Source organism: Brevibacillus gelatini (assembly GCF_003710935.1).
GTDB lineage: Bacteria > Bacillota > Bacilli > Brevibacillales > Brevibacillaceae > Brevibacillus > Brevibacillus gelatini.
Genome location: NZ_RHHS01000028.1, coordinates 38,545 through 58,039 on the forward strand (window position 1 = coordinate 38,545; position 19,495 = coordinate 58,039).

Consider the following 19,495-nt stretch of genomic DNA (forward strand, 5'->3'; position numbering starts at 1 on the left):
CTGGGATACCCAAGATGGTAGCCTTTTTTATTTGCTTGGCTTTTGTGATTGCGTACTTTCAAGACGTAACCATCGTTGTATTCGGAAAGGAAGACTTTCGAAGTGCGGCGATTGCGGCGGCACGGCAGGCCATTATCAAACATCAGGACTGGGCCGCTCTTCGAGTAGGTGATCCTCCTTATCTGATGCGGGAGGGGTTGGAGGATACCATAAGCCAGGTACTTCAAAACAACCTGAATGTGGGCGCGAAAGAACTACATGTGCGGATGAGTGCACAAACTTCACCCGCGCTTCTTTCTCTTGCCATAGATGCTGACTACAGCAGCTCTCTTCTCAAGCTGATGAAGGAGAATAACATATTGGTAAACGTCCCGGTGCAGACAACAGAGCTCATCGAATCGAAGTACGACGTAAAAAACTATGAGTAAACAGAAAAGGTGGTGAATGGGCGCGCTTCAAGCGCCTTTTTCTTATGCAAAGAACAGTGAGGATTGTCATCCTTCTTATGCTTACTGCTTTGGTTGGAGGGGGTGTTTACTTCGGATATACAGAGTATGAAAAACGACAAAATGCATTGGTTCCGGTATTGACTGTCTCACAAGAGATTCCTCCCCGCACCATGATTACCCAAAAGATGTTTGACGATGGGGTGATCAAGGTGAGTATGCACCCAGCGAAGATTGTTCCGCCAAATGTGTTCCGAAAACCGGAAGACGTCCTGAACAAGTTTACAGCCACCAACTATACGGTGCCTCCGAACAGCTATTTGTACGTCGGCAAGGTATTGACGGCGGAGGAAATGAAAGATGGAGCGGCAATGCTCCTCAACGAAGGGGAGAAGATGATTGCGATCAACACCAATTTGCGCTCTTCCTTAGCAGCCCAGATTACGGAAGGCAGTTACATTGACCTGTGGCTGTCAGCCGTGGCTAAAGAGGACAAAAAGCCAGTAATTGGTCCGTTCCTGGAAAAAGTAAGGGTGATCGGGACGTATGCGACCAGCTCTCAAAAGTCACGGCCAACGACAGATACTGTTACCCGAAACAGCAGTGATGAGCAGCAACCGGTGACCATCGGGGCAAATGTTGTGCCGCAAACGATTCTTCTCGCAGTCAAGAATGAACAGATCGCCTTGATTCAACTTGCTGAAAAACTCGGAACCATTCAAGTAGCCGGAGTGAGTTACAAGGACTATGGCAAAACAACATCAGCTACGGATAACGGGCTTTGGTCAGTCAAGGGTATGCGGGAATGGATGATGGCGGAATTGAGTAACACGTTTCAGGTTCATGAAACTACAAAGGGGGATGACCGATGATTATCAACGCAAGCAGCTATGAGCAGATTACTCTGCTCGCACGCGCTTATGGGATTGTGTGCGAAGAACGCTATGATCTTGGAGATGCACAATCACCTGTCATTCTGTCAGATACCACAGACCCGACCGGCGAAGTGGCGAATACGCTCGCGAGCCAAGGGGTTCCTGTTCTCTATTTGGCGTACGATCCTCCCGTCAACTTGTCTCCCTCGATCTCCATTTTGAAAGGAGGGGAAGTGAGATGGGAGCAAATTTACGCCTGGATTCAGTCTTCCAATCAAACCCAAGAGCAGAAGCAGCACATTGCCCATTTGAACGTGAAGCGAACGGTCGGGTTTTTTGGAATCCAACCGGGAGTAGGAGCTGGTTCGATTGCCCGGGCCTTGTCTTTTTATTCGGCCATGAATGGGAAGAAAACGCTGTACATCGACATGGACATCCGATTTCCCAAGGCTCCGTATCTGATCGGGTATAAAGATTCGCGATACACATTGGAAGGACTGTTGGAGGCACTTCAAAGCAAGGAACGGCCCAATATGGAACCCTACTTTTTGCATAAGTCCAAGATGGGGCAAGTCTCCAAACAACTGGCGGAACACTTCAAGAAGCTGCCGGATTTGTTGTACGTGCTGTCTCCGTCGGCAGACCTTGGGTTCGAGTATTTTCCAACCTTGGGGACGGACCTCAACGAGATTACCGACTACATGAAAAAAATCGTGGAAGGTGCCAAACCATTCTTTGAAAACATCATTTTTTCCATGGGAAGCGACCCGGATGAGCCGTTACACTTGGCTATACTCAGGGCTTGCGATCAACGTGTCTTTGTAACAGATACCAGTCCATCTACAGTTCGGCTGTTTCCACAACGAATCAAACTGCTGGAGAACACCGGTGTTCCAACGGACGGTGCACAGGTGATTCTCAACAAGCTTCCTGAAAAGATGGACATTGACGTATTCGAGGAGTTCCTGCAGCGCAGCGTCACCTATACTGTTCCGTATGATCCGCAGATGATTACCGAGATTCACAAATTAAACTTGCTCGGTGGAAAGTCATTTGAGTCAGCCATCGGTGAAATAGCAGAGGGGTTATTGGGACTAGAGAAGGAAGCGAAAAGACGGGAAGCCGGTTCAAAAAAGACAGGGCGTGTCAGCTTTCTTTCACAATTTTCCCTGTTTCGAGAAAAAACCGTGTGAGGAGGGTCAGCGATGCAAAATGAAAAAATCCTGTTAAATAGAGGACGGGTAAACCTGCAACAACTGCAAAGCCAGCAGGCTGCTACGAAGTCTTCTCGGCCAGACGAAGAACAAAGTGTGGAACACACCAGTTCCGACTACGAATTGGTGCGAAATGAAGTGCGAAACTTTCTCATGAACGAACATAACAAACTTGTCCAGGATGCGCTGTTCAATAAAAAACGAAAGCCGGAGGTAGAGCGGACTATCCGCAACTACCTGCAGATCGAACGGAAGTTTGTGGCCGGCATGAGCATTGACGATGTCGTTCTCCGAATTTGGAAAGACATTTTTTCATTGGGGCCGCTGGATGATGCGTTGGAGGACAACTCCATCACGGAGATCATGATTAACGGGTACGATCAGCCGTGGGTAAAGCAAAACGGAAAAGACCGCCCAGCAGGGGATCTGATTCAATTTGACAATCAGAAGCACCTGGAGACCATCATCGTCACCAAAATCCTGAATTCTTGCGGGAAGTCAGTATCGGATAAGAATCCGATTGTGGATGCGCGGATCGGTGAATGCAGGGTAAATGTGGTATGGCAACCCATCAGTCAAATGAAAGGGCCCATCTTGACCATCCGAAAGTTTCCTCCGATCACGTTGACGGAAACGGAATTTTTGGAAAAAGGAACAGCGTCGCCCGAGATGTTTGAGTTTATCAAACTAATTGTTCAAGGGGGCTGCTCCATTTGCATGGGCGGGAGTACCGGGTCCGGAAAAACCACAACCTTTAAGCTGATGGCAGGCTTCATCAAAAAAGGCGAACGAGTCGTTGTCATTGAAGACACCGCCGAAATGCGATTGGAAAAGTTGTATCCCTATGAGGAAGGCTATCACTTTATTTCGGAAGAGTGTCGGATCATGGAAGATGAGTCGTTGGACATTGTGATCCAAAAGTTGGTCGTTACCAGTTTGCGTCAGACACCAAAGCGGTTGATCATCGGGGAGATTCGCAAAGAGAAGGATCTCTTGGCGGCGATTGAGGCTGCCTTGATTGGGCACCCGTTGTGGTTTACCATGCATGGCCTCAGTGCTTCAGAATTGGCAGAACGGATTAGTATGCTTTTGGCACGGTTTATGGCCAAACAGGACGCCAATCGGCTGTTATCCAAGTCGCTTAACATTATCATGATGCAGAAGCATTTTGCTGAAGATGACCGCCGCCGCGTGTTTGAAATCGTGGAGATTGTTGGCGTTGACAAAGACGGAGAATTGATCCTCAACCCGATCTTCGAGTATGACTGGGATCATAAAAAGTTTGTTCGCAGCAACCCCATTTCTGAACGTCTGGTCAAAATGTTCCAACATGCAGAAATTCCAAGAACGAGATACGAAAAGTATCTCCAACCCGCTGGATGAGGTGGCAACGATGAGCATGGCGATTTTGTTAGCTGTGGGAGCCACGTTATTTTGCTTCCTTCTCTTGCTATGGTTTGAGTCCGGGAAAAGAGAGACGATCAAGTGGATTGAACTGCACAAGCCAACAAAAAGAGAGCGCAATAGTTTTTTTGCCGAGGGAGAAAGGCTGGGGGTTTCGGTTCAGAAACAAGTCATATGGTGGGGACTTGCTTTCGGAATCGGAGTTGGCTTGTCTTTTCTTTTTCTCAACCCATTTATTCCAATACTCGTTTTGGTCGCCAATTACTTCTCAATCAAGATGTTTTACTTAAATAAAGAACGCCATATTCGGGATCTGGCAAAAGAGCAGTTGGGACCGGCGCTTCAAAATTTGGGCGCCGCTTTTCGCATTCAAAAAAACTGGAAACGTGCATTGGAGACCACGATTCCGGGCCTGGACGAGCCGTTGAAAAGCGAGTTCATGCGTGTGTACCAGCTCCACAGCAGTGATGTTTTGATTGGGGAAGCCCTACAGGAGATGATGGAACGGCTCAAAGTACCCGAAATGAACTTGTTTGTGAAGATGGCCGAGATCAGTCAATCGGTTGGCGACAGCGCAGCCGAAGGCGTATTGGTTGCGGGTGCCTTCTTTCAAACCAAGCGATTGGCAAGAATGGAGCTGGCCAATGCCATGCTAAGTGCTGTTCGAGAGAATCGTTGGCTGTCCTATTTGTTCATTGCTGCAGTGGCATTTTTCCGGTTCTTTCAGCCAGAAATATTTGCAGTGTACACAAATAGTTTGGTAGGCCAATGCTTGTTAACCGTGTATCTGGGGATTGCTCTTTTTGTCCCCGTCGTGAGTTATTTCATTATCCGAAAAGAGGTGTGATCGTTGATCTTTCTCGTTTTTGGGGGAGGGTTACTGGCCTTCCTCCTTTTTCTAATCCTGTTTTACCTGTTTCAGCCCTCGTCAACCTATCGGGCATCGATCCTTTTGGAGGAAGTCAAACCCGATCAAACATGGCACCGGTCATTCGAGTTTCTTTTTCCTCTGACCAACAAGTACTTGCGGCGAACCAGAGCTGCGATTGAGCAAGAACTACTGGATGCTGATTCGAGGAAGACACCTGAGCAGATTGTCGTTGAACAATTTGTGTACATGGTCGGTGTGTTGTTGCTGTTTTTTATTGTTCACTTGTTCGTGAAATCTTGGTTCATACTCGTTCTGGGTATGCTTTTAGCCGTATACTTTTTCTTCGAGCCGAGGAGAGAGCTAAAAAACAAAGCGAAGAAATTGCGGGAAGAGATACGAAAGGAAACGCCCAACTTTGCATTGACGGTCAGACTCTTGCTCAAGGGGCAAAAGACCCCAGCAGATGCGCTGCGAATTGCTTGCGAACACGGAACAGGTAGTGGGCTGAGAGCGTATGCGGAAGTACTCAAACAAGACTTGGAGTTTCTGTCACCGCAGGAGGCAGTTCAAAAATTTGCCAGAAGTACAAAGGTGCCGGAATTGATTGAATTCAGTACAGCTCTTTCTCAATACATGACAGTAGGGCCCGGTAAAGATGGTCAGGAAATCTTGGGGCAAATGGAATCGACGTTTCGGGAGTTGGACAAAAAACTCATGGAGCGCGAAAAGCAAGTACGTCCTGCCAAGGTCAAGGCGATGAATATGATCATTGCCTTGGACGGTATCCTGTTTATTGCCACGCTGATGGCGTTGTATTTGGTGAGTATGCTGTCCAAAGGACCTGCCTTTTAAGGGGGGCGAGCAGTTTGAGAGATCCCCCTATGGAGTAGATGCAATCTCTAAGAAATCAAGCCAAAAAAATATGTAGGAGAGGATTACGATGTGGAAAAAAATGATTCAAAAAGGAAAAGTCCTGTTTAAACCGCTCCGCAACGATCGTGGTACGGTGCTGATGGAAAAGAAAATTCTGTTGGTCGTCATTGTCGTAGGTGTTTTTGGATTCAGTTCCCTTGGCTATACGTTCTTAAAAGACTATTGGAGCCAAACATCCGACAACATCAAAAACAACAGCCAAATAAACGAAGAAGTAAGCTGGTAAAAGGAGGCCGGGCAGAAATGCCCGGTTTTTCTATTTATGAAATCAATTCCGAAAGGAGAGGGTGCGAATGCGAAGGTTTCTCTGCCAGTGGTGCCTTGATGAATCGGGTACGGTCTTGATGGAAAAGAAAGTGATTTTGGTGGTCTCTGCAGTGATGATCTTTGGTTTGGCCTCCATGGCCTTACCTTGGATCAACTCGTATTTTTCCGACTATACCACCAGTGTACGACATGCCGGGAAAGTACATGAATTTCGGAGCGTGATCCTCCAATGAAAAAACTACGAAATCAAAATGGGTTTATCAGTATTGAGTATTTGATCATCTTCTCCCTGATTTTTCCGTTCTTCATCCTTATGGGTGATTTTGTTCAATGGGGAGGAAAATGGCTTAATGCTCAGGTTTGTATCAATGACACGGCTCAAAAGATGGGGGAGCATGGCGGGCTGTTGGATGGTACTATCCCCTATTTGCAACAGCGGTTTGCTGATGCCGGACTGGACCCTGCTGAATGGGATTTGACGGTTACAGCTGGTCCATTAGCAAAAGGGGAGGAAGGCGTGATTGCCGTTTCGTCCACCTACACATTTCAGTCTTTGAAGATCATCGGAATCACGGCTCAAGTTCCCTTACGAGCGTCGGCCACATTTACATCACAAATCTGGATGAGGTGAGGACGTGATACTCATTGGGTTCTCTCTCATTGTCCTGCTGATCGCTGCTTGGACGGATTGGAAATGGCGGATCATTCCGGATTGGTTGACCTATCCGTCTATGGTGGTTGCGCTCCTGTTCCATTACTTTCATGACCAATTGGGGCATTCCGTATTTGGTGGTCTTTTTGTGTTATCCATGCTGCTGGGACTCTCATTGTTCGTGCAAGACGGCATTGGGGGAGGGGATATGAAACTCCTTACCTTCTTGGGATTTGCGCTTGGGTTCCCGCTCGTAAATGGGGTGATCTTATTGTCTTTTTTGTCGGGGCTCATCTTTTCCAAAGTGATGAAACAGGTTCATGTACCGTTTGCACCGTTTATCACGTTTTCATTCATGATCCTGCTGCCGACGATTTCGGTAGGGTAATAAGGAGGAGGTGTCGATGGATCTGCCGGTAATCCAGCACGCCAAAGAAATATGCGAACAAGAATTACGAAAAGCGTTGGCAACGGGAAAGCAGGGAGGGATTGAGATTTTTTACCAACCATTTGTTCACGTTGGGACAGGTCAGGTTATTGGAGCGGAAGCTCTCACACGATGGGTACACCCATTGTTAGGGGAGATTTCGCCACGAATTTTTGTTCCCCTAGCTGAATCGAATGGTCTGGTTGCCGAATTGGACCGATTCGTATTAACAGTTGCTTGCAGACAGGCGAAGAGGTGGCTAAATACTTATGGGCCAATACGAATCGCTATCAACATTTCCCCGCATTCCTTCCAACATGCCGACTTTGTTGCGGTTATCTTGAATGTTTTGCAAGAAACTCGGTTGCCCCCAGAGTGTTTGGAGATTGAACTGACGGAGAACATTGCGCTTCGACAAGAACATACCCTTTCTACATTCGCCAGGTTGAAAGGGATTGGAATAAAGATCGCGATTGACGATTTTGGTACAGGATACTCTTCGCTTAATTACCTGCGCATGTTTCCAGTTGACACATTGAAAATCGACCAAGTATTTGTGCAAGATGTGGAAAACAGCCAGCAGGAAGTTCCGATTACTTCAGCCATCATTCGTCTCGCTCACGAATTGAATCTGCAGCTTGTAGCCGAGGGAGTTGAATCGGAAGAACAGAAGAATTATCTCATGCAGAAAGATTGTTTTGTCATGCAGGGCTTTTTGTTCAGTAAACCGCTGCCGGCTGATCAGTTTGAACAATTCTTACAAGCCGATGTGCATTCTGGATTAAGGAGGTGTTGACGATGACAGAAAACCAGTTGCTAGACAAATTGATGAACGGAGTTTCCGAAAAATATGGCCTAACTCCTCAAGAATCAAAAGTGCTGGCCATGCTGCTGCAAGGATACTCCATCCCGCAAGTTGCGGTTCATTTGGAGGTTTCTCCTTATACAGCGGAAAAACATAGCCAGACCGTGCTGAGAAAGCTAAACATTATGTACAAGCGAGAGTTACCATTTTGGCTTCTAAAAGAAATGGAGACAGTTAAAGGAATGGTGAAACTATGACCCGATTGTACGAGTCGAAACACTATGCTTTGTTCTCTGCCCGTTTGACTGAACCCATGAAGGAAGTTCTTTGCATTATCGGAGAGAGTGGAGAGATCAATAAACAATCGATCATTGACACGAGCAGATACAGCAAAACAGTCGTCCATGCTTGTGTTGAAGCGTTGTATTTTTCAGGACTTCTCATGTTGAGGACACCAAGACGAGAAACGCTCTACTCACTCTCCGAGGAAGGACAAACGTTTGTAGATTATTTGTTGCTGACTTCAAACGAGGGGGGATACCATGAGTCTGATGAACAGTAAGGAATTGGAGTTCATGACAAGCAACGGCCTCATCCAAGATGTGTCCTTGCGATTTGGTGTGATAGGCGCCGGTCAAAAGGGGAACAAGGATGCGGATATCTTTGCTGGTTATCGCTTTGCGGATGGGACACAATGTTACCCAACGTTGGCAATCAACTTTGCCCAGGCGGATATGATTCACCTGAAAAACATCCCGGAAAAGGATCGCATTCACTTTGACGGAATGAAAGGAGCTGCCCGTACTCCTTCTCTTGTGGTCGAGTTATTCGATCCGACGTTGAATCCCAAGGCGAATGAATTGAGAAGCCAGTTGGCTGCTGCCATGGAAAAGAAATTTGCAAATGTGGAGCATCTGATCATTTCACTTGGCGCTGGGGGTGGGGTGGGAACCGGTTGGGGCTCTTTAACCCTCAATTTGATCAAGGAAGGATTCTTTCCTGTTCCGATCACCTTACTCATTTCGCTGCCGATTGACGATCCTGATGAAATCGCAAATGCCTTGCTGCTGTTAAAGGAGATTCAGGATTTTCTCAAGATACAGGAAGATTTATTTGAATACTCTGACACAAAGCCATTAGCCAGCGTGATTTTAACCGACAACAAAAAGATTTACCATGATTTTGAATTGAAGAAGGGATCGCGGACACTCCAACATACGAACCTGTCCTGGAAAGACGAGGGGAATAATGCGGTCATTAGTACCATCCACGAAGCCAATCTCATCCCTGCCAATTTTGGAAGCGACAACGTAACCTATGACCCTTCAGACTTCATCAAGCTGATGCAGCTCTCCGGCAAGCTTCTTACGATAGCGAAAGCGCGGTTGGAACCGGATTTTACCATCGAAAAACTGGAAACAAAGATGAGATCGAGTATCGAGAAGGGATACTTTGCTTGCGGGCACCAGTACCAAACGGCGACGATGTACGGCGGTTTTATTTTGCGACCGTCCAATGCGGACTTTTTCAAGGATGTCATCACGGAACGGACGATCAAGAAAGTGATCAGTGACTACAATCCGATTACGCAAATGAGAGGTAAGTTTGGCGACCCGATCTGGAATGAAAATTACGCGGTCATCTACACTTTTTTTGCTGGGATGGGGATGCCAAGCCGTTTCGCCGAGCTGGCGACAGAACTTCAACAGATCAAGGAAAAACAAGAGCAGGTTCAACAAGAATCGGAACTGGATGTTGATGTGTCTGCCGCTATCAAAAATGTGAAACAGTCAACGTTCAACCCCTATCAGCCGAAAACGAACAAATTCGGAGGGGGTGGTTTTGGGGGAGGATTTCAGTCAGTGTTCAGTCGATCACAGTCAGCCGTCACCAAAGACGATGAGAATCAGAAGGAGAAGAAAGAGGAGCAGCCGAACCGCTTTGGCCAACGACCAGGAAACCGTTTCGATGCGCTGCGGAAGATTCGTCTGCATGAAAACCAGTAATAGCATACAACGGTATCCCTACGGATACTGTCGGTATCCTATACCAATTGCAACAGAGAGCCGAGAATACAGCATTTTAGGGTGAACGGTATGTATGCCGATAGTATCCCAACGGATGGTGACGGTATTCTCTGCCCAATTTATTGATAAGGTGGTTTTATGTGGGAACGTACAGGGGTGGAACAAGCCTATGAACTTCTCCTGCAAGCGCAGTATCAGCTAAAGGAATGGATGAAAGAAAGGAATCCTGTGGAAAATCCATGCTCTTTTCAACCGGTGTTGGAACCATTGGAAGACCATTGTTTTCGGTTGGTCTATCCGGAATTGGCTCCTGTGTTCAGTCGATTGAAGAACCACGCACCAGGGTTGCGAGAACAGATCAAGCAGGAGTGGTTGGTAGGAACAGAAGAAGCCTTGCGAGCATTCTGGCAGCCGGACCGCAGGAAGGCTTGGGATGGTTTTAATACGAGGGATGGAGTGGGAAGTTACTACTTCCAGGAGCCCGTGGCGGTCTGGATTCGGAACCATTATCCCGCCAATCTTCTCATTGACCTGGACAACCACGTGTACAAGTGGATGATCGATGCGTTGGTAAACGCCTATTTCATCCCCGACGACAACAAAAGTCGGGTGTCTCTTTTGTTTGACTATGAACCAAACGTCGATCACCCCCACACGGAAATGTACGTGCTGCCCAGACGAAAATTAATGGATTTCTTGGCGGTGTAAAACCCGAAAAACAGCGGTGGCATACGTATGGAATCAAAGCGCTCTTTCGTATTGAATCAAAAAAATCTACAGAAATTTCCATATGACGTTAGCGGCTATCCTATGGATTCAAATTAGAATCCATACGATACAGAGAGTGAAAACAGGGGTTCGTGAGAATCATTTGATTCCCTATGTTTAAACGGTGCTATTTAAGGAAAGCAAAATTCAGATGCCGGGTGTCGTGAAGATTCTTTGGTTCCATATCTGTCTTTCGGGGGTTAACTACAGGGAAGGAGTAAAAAGACAGATTCCATATGAAAAAAGTGTCCTTATCCCATGTCCTTCTAAGGGTTTTGGAGATTGGGGGTCGGGGTTGTGCAATCAAAGGGCAATTCCGGTGGGATTAGGGGCTAAGGCCGGAGGCTGAAGCCCCTAATCTGGCCATGTGACCAGCAGCCGGGAGAGGTCAAAATGCAGGTGGAAGAGCTGCAATTCCACGGGGATAGAAAGAGGGAATGTTGGCTGTTTGAAAGTTGATCGGTAAACGGAAACGGGCGAGCAAGTGAGAGAGTGCCCAGCACTCGACGGTTGCGAGCCGTACAGCAACGAAAAAGGGGGAACGCTTGTGAGAACACCAGAGATCACGTCAAATGACATTGCGCTGTTTCGGATGATATGGGCCTATCGTGGTTGCACCTCAGATGTGTTACGAGAACGTATTTTCGATGGCCGAAGATACGGGTATACACGAATCGCAACGTTACAAGAGCGCGGTTACATTGCCAAACGAGCAATCTACAACCGGGAGTGGCCGAGGGGATACTGCTGGTATCTACTGAAAAAAGGACTGGAAGTGTTGGCTGATGTAGAGGGGTGGAGCCTGGAACGGTTGGAGATTGAGATTCGCCGATGGGAAGAATGGCGGAATGACAGTAAAGTAGCGCAATGGAACCGCCTATGGATTATGAACGTAGCGGTAGCGTGCGAAAAAGCAGGATGGGTGTGGATACCAAAGTATGAATTTGTCGGTTGGGGCCGCCAAGATCGAGAGCAATCTCGTATTGGCGGCATCCTCATTTGGGAAGAGCAAAAGTATGGCTTGTTCGTGATCGAACCGCAGGGAGGGAGATTGCCGATCTACCGGGCGAAAGAAGAATCCCGTCGGGTACGAGGTGTCGTGGACGGCGTGATCGTTCTCAGTCGAAATGGGTGGTGCATGGAACAGTGGGGCCTTCCTGATTATTGGGAGTACGTTCTTCCCTACGATGAAGGAATTGCCATTTTGAGCCTTGGTGCAGGATGGGAAGCAGCCATGAGAGCAGCAGGGGGGAACGTCTGGAAAGCGGAGGGGGCCTTATGACGGGTGAAGGTAGAGTATCGTTTCTCGTCATCGTCGTAGCAGGTTTTGTTCTCGCGAACACCCTTCCGATGACCTGGATTCCTCTCTTGCTTTGGTTGGGGATTCTGTGGATACTGGGGATAACTCTGTGGGTATGGAAAAAACAGGAGACGTATTCCGGCTGGTGGATGGGCGCGGCCTATTGGATTCTTATGGGATGGAAGGGAGATGAAGTCCGTCTCGCCTTGTACCAGGTAGCCTTGGAGTATTGGAACGGGGATGGGGCGATGAACTGGTTGTTGATTACGTTAGCGGTGACCGTCTTATATGCCGTGGTCGGCATCAAGATGTGTCACCGCTTTGCGGTTGCCCTTCCCAAATGGGTAACGTCGTCCATGGGGACGTTGACCCGCTCGGTAAAGAAGGCCATGGGCCAAGATTGGGAGCTAATCGAATTCCAGCTGGGGGTAGATCGTACAAGCGAGATCACAAGCGAACCATTTCGTCCAGGTGGGGAATAAGGGGATGAGTTGATGCATTATCGGGGGAGAAGTTGAATCTCGGAAATGCTTATTAAACTTAAACCAATTTAGGACCTGAGACTAGCTATTTTCCTCTATGAATTAATGTGTCAGTTAATCTGCAACCATTGGATATTACTGGATACCTCAGTTATAATAGAAGAGAACATATAAAAAATGAAAAGATCGATAAGAAGACAGAGAAATCGGGGGCATTATGAGCAATTCAGTCGTAGCACGCATGCAAGGTGATGATTATCAAGCACTATACTTTTGGCTAATGGCTTGCCGCTTATTTCAAGAGCACACTCGGGTTAATTCGGTTGGCTATGAATATGATTTAGCAAAATCTTTTGATGACGTCGTGGTCATCTATGATCCACCTTCTATAGATGAGCAGGGTAATCCATTACATATGGATTTCTATCAGATCAAGTATCATGTAGCACAGGAAGGAACGATTACTTGGCAAAGTCTATGCGATCCTGCCTTCATCAATGCCACCTCCGTGTCCTTTTTGCAAAAATTAAAGAACGCGTACCAACTCATGAAGCAACAAGGGAAAAATTGTCGGTTTCATTTAGTAACCCCATGGATAATTAATCCGACTGATCCCCTGCGTATCCTTATTAGTAACACGGGTGGAGCACTTCGCCTCAGTAAGTTAATGGAGGGAAAAACAGACGCGAGCCAGATGGGTAAAATTAGAGCAGTTTGGCGAGAACACATGGGGTTAGCTAGTGATCAGGAATTACTAGAAGTACTCGCATCTTTGCGACTCATTCTAGGCTCAGGAACGATGGTCCAACTAACCGAGCGATTGAATGATCGCCTTCTTGCTGTCGGTCTCCAACCAATAAATGAAGCGGTAAATACACATACTTATGTGAATCTTATTCAAAATCTTTTTAAAAAAGGAAAAGTCTTATTCCAAAAGCAAGAACTATTGGAATGTTGTAAAAGAGAGGGGCTATGGAGAGGAGTAACGGCTAGTAGCACTTCAGCAATTGAAGTAGGAATAAGAAGTTTCTACAGGTGGGCAGAGAACATGGAAGACGAAACGGAAAATATGCTGCCGTTGGAAAAATATTTTGAAGGACGTTATTTGAAAGAGGGTTATAGTTGGCAAAACATCGCTTCGGAAATAGAAGAATTTATTAAAAGGTCATTTGTTCGGGGAAAACAGTATAATCTTCACCTGGATGCCCATGCCAGTATTGCTTTTGCTGCTGGGTACCATTTAAACGTTAGTTCAGGTGTTGATGTAGCGCCGGTTCAAAAAGTATTCAGAGGCGGAAAACAAATATGGCGCCCGGACGAACAAAATCAGCAAAAGGTCTATCCAGATTGGGAGTATGCCGAAACAACGCTATCTGGGAAAGGGCACGACGTAGCAATTGCCATAGGCGTCAAACATGACATAACTGAAGATGTGTTGGTTTATATAAATCAGGCCAATCTTCCCGTTGGTCGTATTATTACATGTTTGGTAGAAGGTGGTCCAAGTGCATTTGCTATTCAAGATGCAAATCATGCATTGTTCCTTGCCGACCGGATAACAGCGAAAGTGAAATCAAGAAACATACATGAACGAACAGGTCATTTGCATATATTTTACGCTGGTCCGAACGCACTATTGTTCTTTATCGGTAAACTTGCGAAATCTTTCGGAAAGTGTACGATATATGAATATGATTTCGATACTCAAATGCCTGGGAAGTACCAGCCAGGAATTACTTTTCCAAAATAAAAGGAGGATCCAATTATGAAGTTACCGACCTATTTCAGCGATTTTTTGCGAAACATTCGATTAACTCCGAGTCAAATTAATGATTTAATTACAGGGCATACAACTCTACGAGATAGATTAAACAAAGACGAAACATTATCTAAGATAATTGTGAGTACGTTTCTTCAAGGGAGTTACAGAAGATCGACTGCTATTCGACCAAAAAATGAGCAACGGTCTGATGTAGATGTAATCGTCGTAACAAGATTATCTCAAGATGAATATACCCCTGAACAAGCGATGAAGGTTTTTGAGCCATTTTTGGAAAAGTACTATGCAGGCAAATATCGCTATCAAGGGCGTTCCATTGGCATAGAACTTAGTTATGTTGACCTTGATCTCGTGATCACTTCAGCTCCATCTGAGGCTGAAGAAGGTATCCTACAGTCTGAAGATTTGTTAAACACATATTCTATTGAAGACTATGAAGAAATCTCCAAATCAGTAAGTACCCCCATCCCCTTTTTTTTAACAGAAAGTACTACTGAACCCGAATGGAAAACTTCTCCTTTATTTATTCCAGACCGGAATGTAGAGAAGTGGGTCAAAACACATCCTTTGGAACAAATACGTTGGACGTGGAATAAGAACGCAAAATGCAATAAGCACTATGTTAATGTAGTAAAAGCATTAAAGTGGTGGAAACGAATAAACGACCCGGAAAATAACCCTAAAAGTTACCCATTAGAGCACTTAATCGGACAGTCTTGCCCTGATGGAATTGAATCAGTAGCTGAAGGGGTTACCTTTACACTTGAATATATTGTTGACAACTATAAGGAAAAGCCTTTTTTAAGTGATCACGGTGTTCCCGAGCACGATGTTTTAGGAAGAGTAACTGATGAAGAATATGAAGCGTTTTACGAAAAAGTTAAGGATGCAGCTATTATTGCTCGTAAGGCACTTGATGCTGAAACAGTAGAGGAGAGTGCCGAGGAATGGCGTAAACTTTTCGGGAATAAATTCCCTGAACCGCCGAAGAGATCAACAAATTCAAGTAACTCTACTGGTTCTCAGGGAGGTTTTACTACAAGAACTGATAAAACAATTCCTGGTGGTGGGAGATTTGCTTAATTTGATTAGAAAAGAACCTTCAGAAGCTCTTTTGATAGGAAGAAGAGCTTTGGAAGCAGTGAATGGAGTAGAATTACTTCATGATTTTCGTTGGGACCCATTGTTTAATAAGTGGGTCCTTTTTGCCGCTTTAACAGTGGATACCGACCCACATGGCCGAATTCCAGTTCAGACGAAATGGTACATTCATGTTGATAACAGCTATCCACAAGGCGAAATAGAATTTTTCCCCGCTACAGATGACGGAATCTCATTAACCTTTCCACATCAAAACTATAATGGAGATACGGAGACGGACAGACCATGGCGAAAAGGGAAAATATGTCTTGATCCAGTCATTAGAGTATTTGGAAGGACGGGATATGATTTTGGACCACATGATGAAGAAAACCGTCTCGTTTGGCACTTTGAACGCGCAAAAGCATGGATACTTGCGGCTTCGAGAGATTCCCTGCAATCAAATGGAGATCCTTTTGAATTACCCCAGTTTAGAACTGATGCATCATCAATAATCGCCTTTTCAGAAAGCCCTACAACCTTCGACAAGTGGAATGAAAGTAGCTACACATACGGATTAGTTGAATTTGTAAGAATAAAAGACGATCCGAAAATATTTGTAACGAAAAGTTTTAAGACTCTAGGTGGAAGGGAAGTGTACAAGCCAAAGTGGGGGAAAGCTTTTTCGGTTGAGAATGCAAATACTAGAGGCTTATGGATTAAGCTCAATGCGGTACCTGTAATTGATCCTTGGCAAGCTCCGATGTCTTGGCATGAGTTGTGCCAAGTATGCAATTCACAAGGAATCGATCTTATGGAGATCATAAAAAATGCCGCACGTTTATTTCGGGACGGGAGACCTCATTATGTGCTGTTAGGATTCCCCATACCAGAAAAAGTCGGTGAATTACCTTGCATTAGATTTTGGCAAGCTTTTCAGCTTCCTGTATTGTCTAGTGGAAATCGAGTGCCTAACGGTTTTCGAAAAGGTGAAAAAGGTTACTGGTACAGAGATAGAACCCAAATTTTAAGGGGAAGCGAAACGATTACATGGATTCATTCAGAGAACTGGCACAGAAATGAGATTTTTAATCGTGGGAAACTACCCCCAGGCATAACCAATACATCGATATTACAAATTGGAGTGGGAGCGTTGGGTTCCGTTGTTGCAGAACAACTAGTGCGCGCTGATGTTCAAAATTTAACCTTAATGGATGGAGATAAACTGCACATAGGAAATTTAACACGCCATACACTTGGATTGTTGGATCTGAAAGATAATAAAGCCGAGGCGGTTGCAAAGCGTTTAAATCAATCAGTACCTCATAGCAATGTTAACTCGATTTCTGGGTACTTACCATGTGATTCTGCTGAGCTATTAAACCAATATCAGGTCATCTTAGATTGTACTGGGGAAGATGATGTGCTGTTTAAGTTGGAAAAAACCACGTGGAAAAAACCAAAAACTTTCATTTCAGCATCTCTGGGTTTTGCTGCCAAGCGTTTGTTCATATATTGTCAGAAAGGTGATGAGTTTTCAACGGCTGCATTTTTTCGTATCATGAAACCTTGGTTGGAAAGAGAAAGGGAAAGTTATGATATTGAAGAGATGCCTCGAGAAGGAATTGGATGCTGGCATCCTGTTTTTCCTGCGAGAATCGATGATATTTGGATGATGTCTGGAATTGTAATAAAGAGCATTGAAAAATTTATTCAGTCTCCACCGAAAAAACCAACGCTACTGGTTTATGAGCAAAAATGGCAAAATGGATTCTTCCATGGTGTAGAATTGGTCTACCAGGAGGATGAAAATGAGTAAAAGACTATACTGGAACGAGACCGCTGTTATCGGCTTATCTTTGGATGCAAACCACGAGCGAGAAATGTTACAAGAGTGTACAAAAAGTTTTCCTAATGAAACAGGGGGAATACTTATAGGGTTATACAAGCAAGATAATACCATTGCTGAAGTCACTAAGATTTCCGGACCACCTAAAGACTCTAAGCACGGAAGATATACGTTTTATAGAGGCACTCTCGGTCTCATTGAGCTGCTCGATGAATATTGGGAAAAACATCAGCAATACTACCTTGGAGAGTGGCACTTTCATCCCAATGGAAAACCAGTACCGAGTCATCAGGATATTTTGCAAATGAAACAAATAGCAAATTCTAAGCGATATAATTGTCCAGAGCCTACATTGCTGATCGTAGGCGGGCATCCAAAAAAACAATGGACCACAAGTGCATATGTTTTCCCAAAAGGAAAAGAGTGTATCACTCTACCTGTATGGGAGCTAGGTAAATAATGATTGCCCCAAGAAATGCAACTCTCTTTTCAAGAGGATTATTGAAATCTTATTAACCGGCATGGAAAGAATTGATACACTGTCGGTTACAGGACTATGTTTGAAAGTATAGTTAATTGTTATTCAACTTCCTCGGTCTATAGTGAACTAACAACGCAAGCAGTCTAAAACTTTGTCTTGTTTTAGACTGCTTTTTTAATGCGTGGGTCGTTCAAGTCTAAAACGAATTTTTTCAAGCGGTCGATATTGAAAGGAGGCGAAACAAACGAACATGGTTGTCACCTATGGCGGACTGGATGTGTTTTTGCACACCTTAGTTGTGGGACCAACCGGGAGCGGGAAAACAAGTTACTTGCTCTCTCCCATGGCCATGCAAATCTTGGAGTCGTATAAGCGTGGAAACCGTGTCGGGATGCTGATTTTGGAGCCAAGCGGCGACTTTGTGGAGGATATTTACCAAGGGTGCCTTGCCTACGGTATCCCGGTTTGGCGAATCGATCCAACGTGGGACGGAAGCGATGGTTTAAACCCGCTTTTGGGCGAACCTCAAGTCGTCGCGGAAATGACGAGGACCGTATTGAAAAGGCTTTTTGGCAAACAAGAAGCCTTTTTTGCATTGGTGCAGGAAATGGCTGCACGAAATGCGGTCTTGCTTTTGAAGCGTCTGTACGGAGACGATGCCGATCTGCTGCATATTGTCCGCGCGCTCCGAAATCTCAAAACGCTGAAGGAACACATCACGGATTATGAACGAAAATACAGGAGAGATGACCTTGTGGAGTTTTTTCAGGTTGAGGTTTTCGACAGTGAAAACTTCACCAAAATCTCTACGGGCCTTCGGATGCAGCTGGAAGACTTGGTTGGGAACGAGCTGGTGTTGAAACTGCTGACGAAAAAGAAGGACGAGAGTGTCCGGTTTGAGGATCATTTGGCAAACGGAGGGGTGGTTCTCATTAACTCCGCGTTGGGAGAGTTGGGGAATCTCAGCAGCATTTTCGGCCAGTTTGCCATTATGACATTTCAAAACGCTGTTTTTCGTCGGCCGGGGAACCAATGGACGAGGCGCCCACATTACACCTTCATTGACGAGCTGCCGGAATATCTCAATCCGGATTTTCGCCGACTATTGACGTTGGGGCGGAAATATCGAAACGCGTGTACGATCGCCATCCAGAATATTTCCCAGCTGAAGGTAGACGGATATCCCGGCTTGGAGGATACCATTATGACCAACTGCCGGAACAAATTGATTTTCGCCTGTGAACACGAAGCGGATGCAAAAAAGTTCAGCGCCTTGTTTGGGACGGAAAAGCGCGTTAATCAGACCAAAATGTACGACACCCATATGGGAATAAAAGCAATCACGGCGGACAAAGTGACCCAGACGGAAAAGGAAGTACCGCGGTTTACTCCGACACAGCTCATGGAATTGCCTGCCTATCACTTTGTCGCCAGGCTCGTAAAGAACGGGCAGTTGCAGGTACCCAAGCTCGTGAAGGGGGAACTGGTTCGAATACCAGAAGGGAAGGAGGAAGAAGAAAAACGGAAGCCATTCGCGTGGTTAGAAACAGTGAAAAGAAAACGAAAGGAGGAGATGATCTCGACAGATGTTCCGAGTGAATCAGAGGAGGAAAAAGCAGCAGTCTCACAAGAGGGGGGAGATCAGCCGACAAAGAAGATCACGATTGTGTTTCCAGAACAGTCCAATGTTTCCGGGGAAGTGAAATGGTTTACGTTACGAAAAGCCAAACGAAAAACGGGATAACGTGGCTTCCCTTAAGTGAAGTGGGGTATCCAAAGAATGAAATGGCGATTTTGGTCCCTGGTTTTGGCAGGAATCACGATAGGATCGGGT

20 protein-coding genes are annotated in these 19,495 nt (G+C 45.6%); all 20 read left to right on the forward strand.

The genetic code is table 11. The features are described 5' to 3' along the window. Positions 1-14 precede the first annotated feature (14 nt). Positions 15-428, forward strand: a complete 414-nt coding sequence (locus EDM57_RS12185) for a hypothetical protein (RefSeq protein WP_148039108.1) — start codon at positions 15-17, stop codon at positions 426-428. Between the two features lie 77 nt (positions 429-505). After that, entirely contained in the window at positions 506-1,318 is an 813-nt protein-coding gene (locus tag EDM57_RS12190) for an RcpC/CpaB family pilus assembly protein (RefSeq protein WP_170163435.1), read from the forward strand. Next, a complete protein-coding gene (locus EDM57_RS12195; RefSeq protein ID WP_122905027.1) occupies positions 1,315-2,514 on the forward strand; it encodes a CpaE/TadZ family protein in 1,200 nt (399 codons plus the stop codon). The genes EDM57_RS12190 and EDM57_RS12195 overlap by 4 nt, the downstream gene beginning before the upstream one ends. A gap of 12 nt (positions 2,515-2,526) precedes the next feature. Continuing rightward, the gene (locus EDM57_RS12200; protein ID WP_024984546.1) at positions 2,527-3,918 is read left to right on the forward strand and encodes a TadA family conjugal transfer-associated ATPase; all 1,392 of its coding nucleotides are present in this window, start codon (positions 2,527-2,529) and stop codon (positions 3,916-3,918) included. Between the two features lie 10 nt (positions 3,919-3,928). Next, a complete protein-coding gene (locus EDM57_RS12205) occupies positions 3,929-4,786 on the forward strand; it encodes a type II secretion system F family protein (RefSeq protein ID WP_122905028.1) in 858 nt (285 codons plus the stop codon). A gap of 3 nt (positions 4,787-4,789) precedes the next feature. Further along, entirely contained in the window at positions 4,790-5,662 is an 873-nt protein-coding gene (locus EDM57_RS12210) for a type II secretion system F family protein (RefSeq protein ID WP_122905029.1), read from the forward strand. Between the two features lie 88 nt (positions 5,663-5,750). Beyond that, positions 5,751-5,969 (forward strand): hypothetical protein, encoded by a 219-nt coding sequence (locus EDM57_RS12215; RefSeq protein ID WP_024984543.1) that lies wholly within the window; start codon positions 5,751-5,753, stop codon positions 5,967-5,969. Positions 5,970-6,239: 270 nt separating this feature from the next. After that, positions 6,240-6,641, forward strand: coding sequence for a hypothetical protein (locus tag EDM57_RS12225; RefSeq protein WP_122905031.1), 402 nt, complete (start codon positions 6,240-6,242; stop codon positions 6,639-6,641). A gap of 4 nt (positions 6,642-6,645) precedes the next feature. Beyond that, positions 6,646-7,050 carry a prepilin peptidase gene (locus EDM57_RS12230; RefSeq protein ID WP_122905032.1) on the forward strand — a complete coding sequence of 135 codons (405 nt, stop codon included), beginning with the start codon at positions 6,646-6,648 and terminating at the stop codon, positions 7,048-7,050. Positions 7,051-7,066: 16 nt separating this feature from the next. Next, positions 7,067-7,885 (forward strand): putative bifunctional diguanylate cyclase/phosphodiesterase, encoded by an 819-nt coding sequence (locus EDM57_RS12235; protein WP_122905033.1) that lies wholly within the window; start codon positions 7,067-7,069, stop codon positions 7,883-7,885. 2 nt (positions 7,886-7,887) lie between these two features. After that, a complete protein-coding gene (locus EDM57_RS12240; RefSeq protein ID WP_122905034.1) occupies positions 7,888-8,151 on the forward strand; it encodes a helix-turn-helix transcriptional regulator in 264 nt (87 codons plus the stop codon). A 285-nt stretch (positions 8,152-8,436) separates the two neighbouring features. Continuing rightward, positions 8,437-9,900: a cell division protein FtsZ gene (locus EDM57_RS12250; protein WP_122905036.1), complete on the forward strand. Its 1,464-nt coding sequence runs from the start codon at positions 8,437-8,439 to the stop codon at positions 9,898-9,900. A 159-nt stretch (positions 9,901-10,059) separates the two neighbouring features. Then, entirely contained in the window at positions 10,060-10,629 is a 570-nt protein-coding gene (locus EDM57_RS12255) for a hypothetical protein (protein ID WP_122905037.1), read from the forward strand. Between the two features lie 607 nt (positions 10,630-11,236). Then, a complete protein-coding gene (locus EDM57_RS12260) occupies positions 11,237-11,971 on the forward strand; it encodes a hypothetical protein (RefSeq protein WP_122905038.1) in 735 nt (244 codons plus the stop codon). Continuing rightward, entirely contained in the window at positions 11,968-12,471 is a 504-nt protein-coding gene (locus EDM57_RS12265) for a hypothetical protein (protein ID WP_122905039.1), read from the forward strand. Before EDM57_RS12260 ends, EDM57_RS12265 begins: the two co-directional genes overlap by 4 nt. A 217-nt stretch (positions 12,472-12,688) precedes the next feature. Next, the gene (locus EDM57_RS12270) at positions 12,689-14,221 is read left to right on the forward strand and encodes an SAVED domain-containing protein (protein ID WP_122905040.1); all 1,533 of its coding nucleotides are present in this window, start codon (positions 12,689-12,691) and stop codon (positions 14,219-14,221) included. Positions 14,222-14,236: 15 nt separating this feature from the next. Then, a complete protein-coding gene (locus EDM57_RS12275; RefSeq protein ID WP_211338241.1) occupies positions 14,237-15,334 on the forward strand; it encodes an SMODS domain-containing nucleotidyltransferase in 1,098 nt (365 codons plus the stop codon). 1 nt (position 15,335) lies between these two features. Continuing rightward, positions 15,336-17,150 (forward strand): HesA/MoeB/ThiF family protein, encoded by a 1,815-nt coding sequence (locus EDM57_RS12280; RefSeq protein WP_148039109.1) that lies wholly within the window; start codon positions 15,336-15,338, stop codon positions 17,148-17,150. Beyond that, a complete protein-coding gene (locus EDM57_RS12285) occupies positions 17,143-17,640 on the forward strand; it encodes a M67 family metallopeptidase (protein ID WP_170163436.1) in 498 nt (165 codons plus the stop codon). Before EDM57_RS12280 ends, EDM57_RS12285 begins: the two co-directional genes overlap by 8 nt. 271 nt (positions 17,641-17,911) lie before the next feature. After that, entirely contained in the window at positions 17,912-19,405 is a 1,494-nt protein-coding gene (locus EDM57_RS12290; RefSeq protein WP_122905044.1) for a type IV secretory system conjugative DNA transfer family protein, read from the forward strand. Positions 19,406-19,495: the final 90 nt, after the last annotated feature.

Excerpts from the sequence above, each read along its gene's own strand:
- EDM57_RS12185 (WP_148039108.1), top strand. The coding sequence starts at position 15 with ATGGTAGCCTTTTTTATTTGCTTGGCTTTTGTGATTGCGTACTTTCAA.
- EDM57_RS12190 (WP_170163435.1), top strand. The coding sequence starts at position 506 with ATGCTTACTGCTTTGGTTGGAGGGGGTGTTTACTTCGGATATACAGAG.
- EDM57_RS12195 (WP_122905027.1), top strand. The coding sequence starts at position 1,315 with ATGATTATCAACGCAAGCAGCTATGAGCAGATTACTCTGCTCGCACGC.
- EDM57_RS12200 (WP_024984546.1), top strand. The coding sequence starts at position 2,527 with ATGCAAAATGAAAAAATCCTGTTAAATAGAGGACGGGTAAACCTGCAA.
- EDM57_RS12205 (WP_122905028.1), top strand. The coding sequence starts at position 3,929 with ATGAGCATGGCGATTTTGTTAGCTGTGGGAGCCACGTTATTTTGCTTC.
- EDM57_RS12215 (WP_024984543.1), top strand. The coding sequence starts at position 5,751 with ATGTGGAAAAAAATGATTCAAAAAGGAAAAGTCCTGTTTAAACCGCTC.
- EDM57_RS12225 (WP_122905031.1), top strand. The coding sequence starts at position 6,240 with ATGAAAAAACTACGAAATCAAAATGGGTTTATCAGTATTGAGTATTTG.
- EDM57_RS12235 (WP_122905033.1), top strand. The coding sequence starts at position 7,067 with ATGGATCTGCCGGTAATCCAGCACGCCAAAGAAATATGCGAACAAGAA.
- EDM57_RS12240 (WP_122905034.1), top strand. The coding sequence starts at position 7,888 with ATGACAGAAAACCAGTTGCTAGACAAATTGATGAACGGAGTTTCCGAA.
- EDM57_RS12250 (WP_122905036.1), top strand. The coding sequence starts at position 8,437 with ATGAGTCTGATGAACAGTAAGGAATTGGAGTTCATGACAAGCAACGGC.
- EDM57_RS12255 (WP_122905037.1), top strand. The coding sequence starts at position 10,060 with ATGTGGGAACGTACAGGGGTGGAACAAGCCTATGAACTTCTCCTGCAA.
- EDM57_RS12265 (WP_122905039.1), top strand. The coding sequence starts at position 11,968 with ATGACGGGTGAAGGTAGAGTATCGTTTCTCGTCATCGTCGTAGCAGGT.
- EDM57_RS12270 (WP_122905040.1), top strand. The coding sequence starts at position 12,689 with ATGAGCAATTCAGTCGTAGCACGCATGCAAGGTGATGATTATCAAGCA.
- EDM57_RS12275 (WP_211338241.1), top strand. The coding sequence starts at position 14,237 with ATGAAGTTACCGACCTATTTCAGCGATTTTTTGCGAAACATTCGATTA.
- EDM57_RS12285 (WP_170163436.1), top strand. The coding sequence starts at position 17,143 with ATGAGTAAAAGACTATACTGGAACGAGACCGCTGTTATCGGCTTATCT.
- EDM57_RS12290 (WP_122905044.1), top strand. The coding sequence starts at position 17,912 with ATGGTTGTCACCTATGGCGGACTGGATGTGTTTTTGCACACCTTAGTT.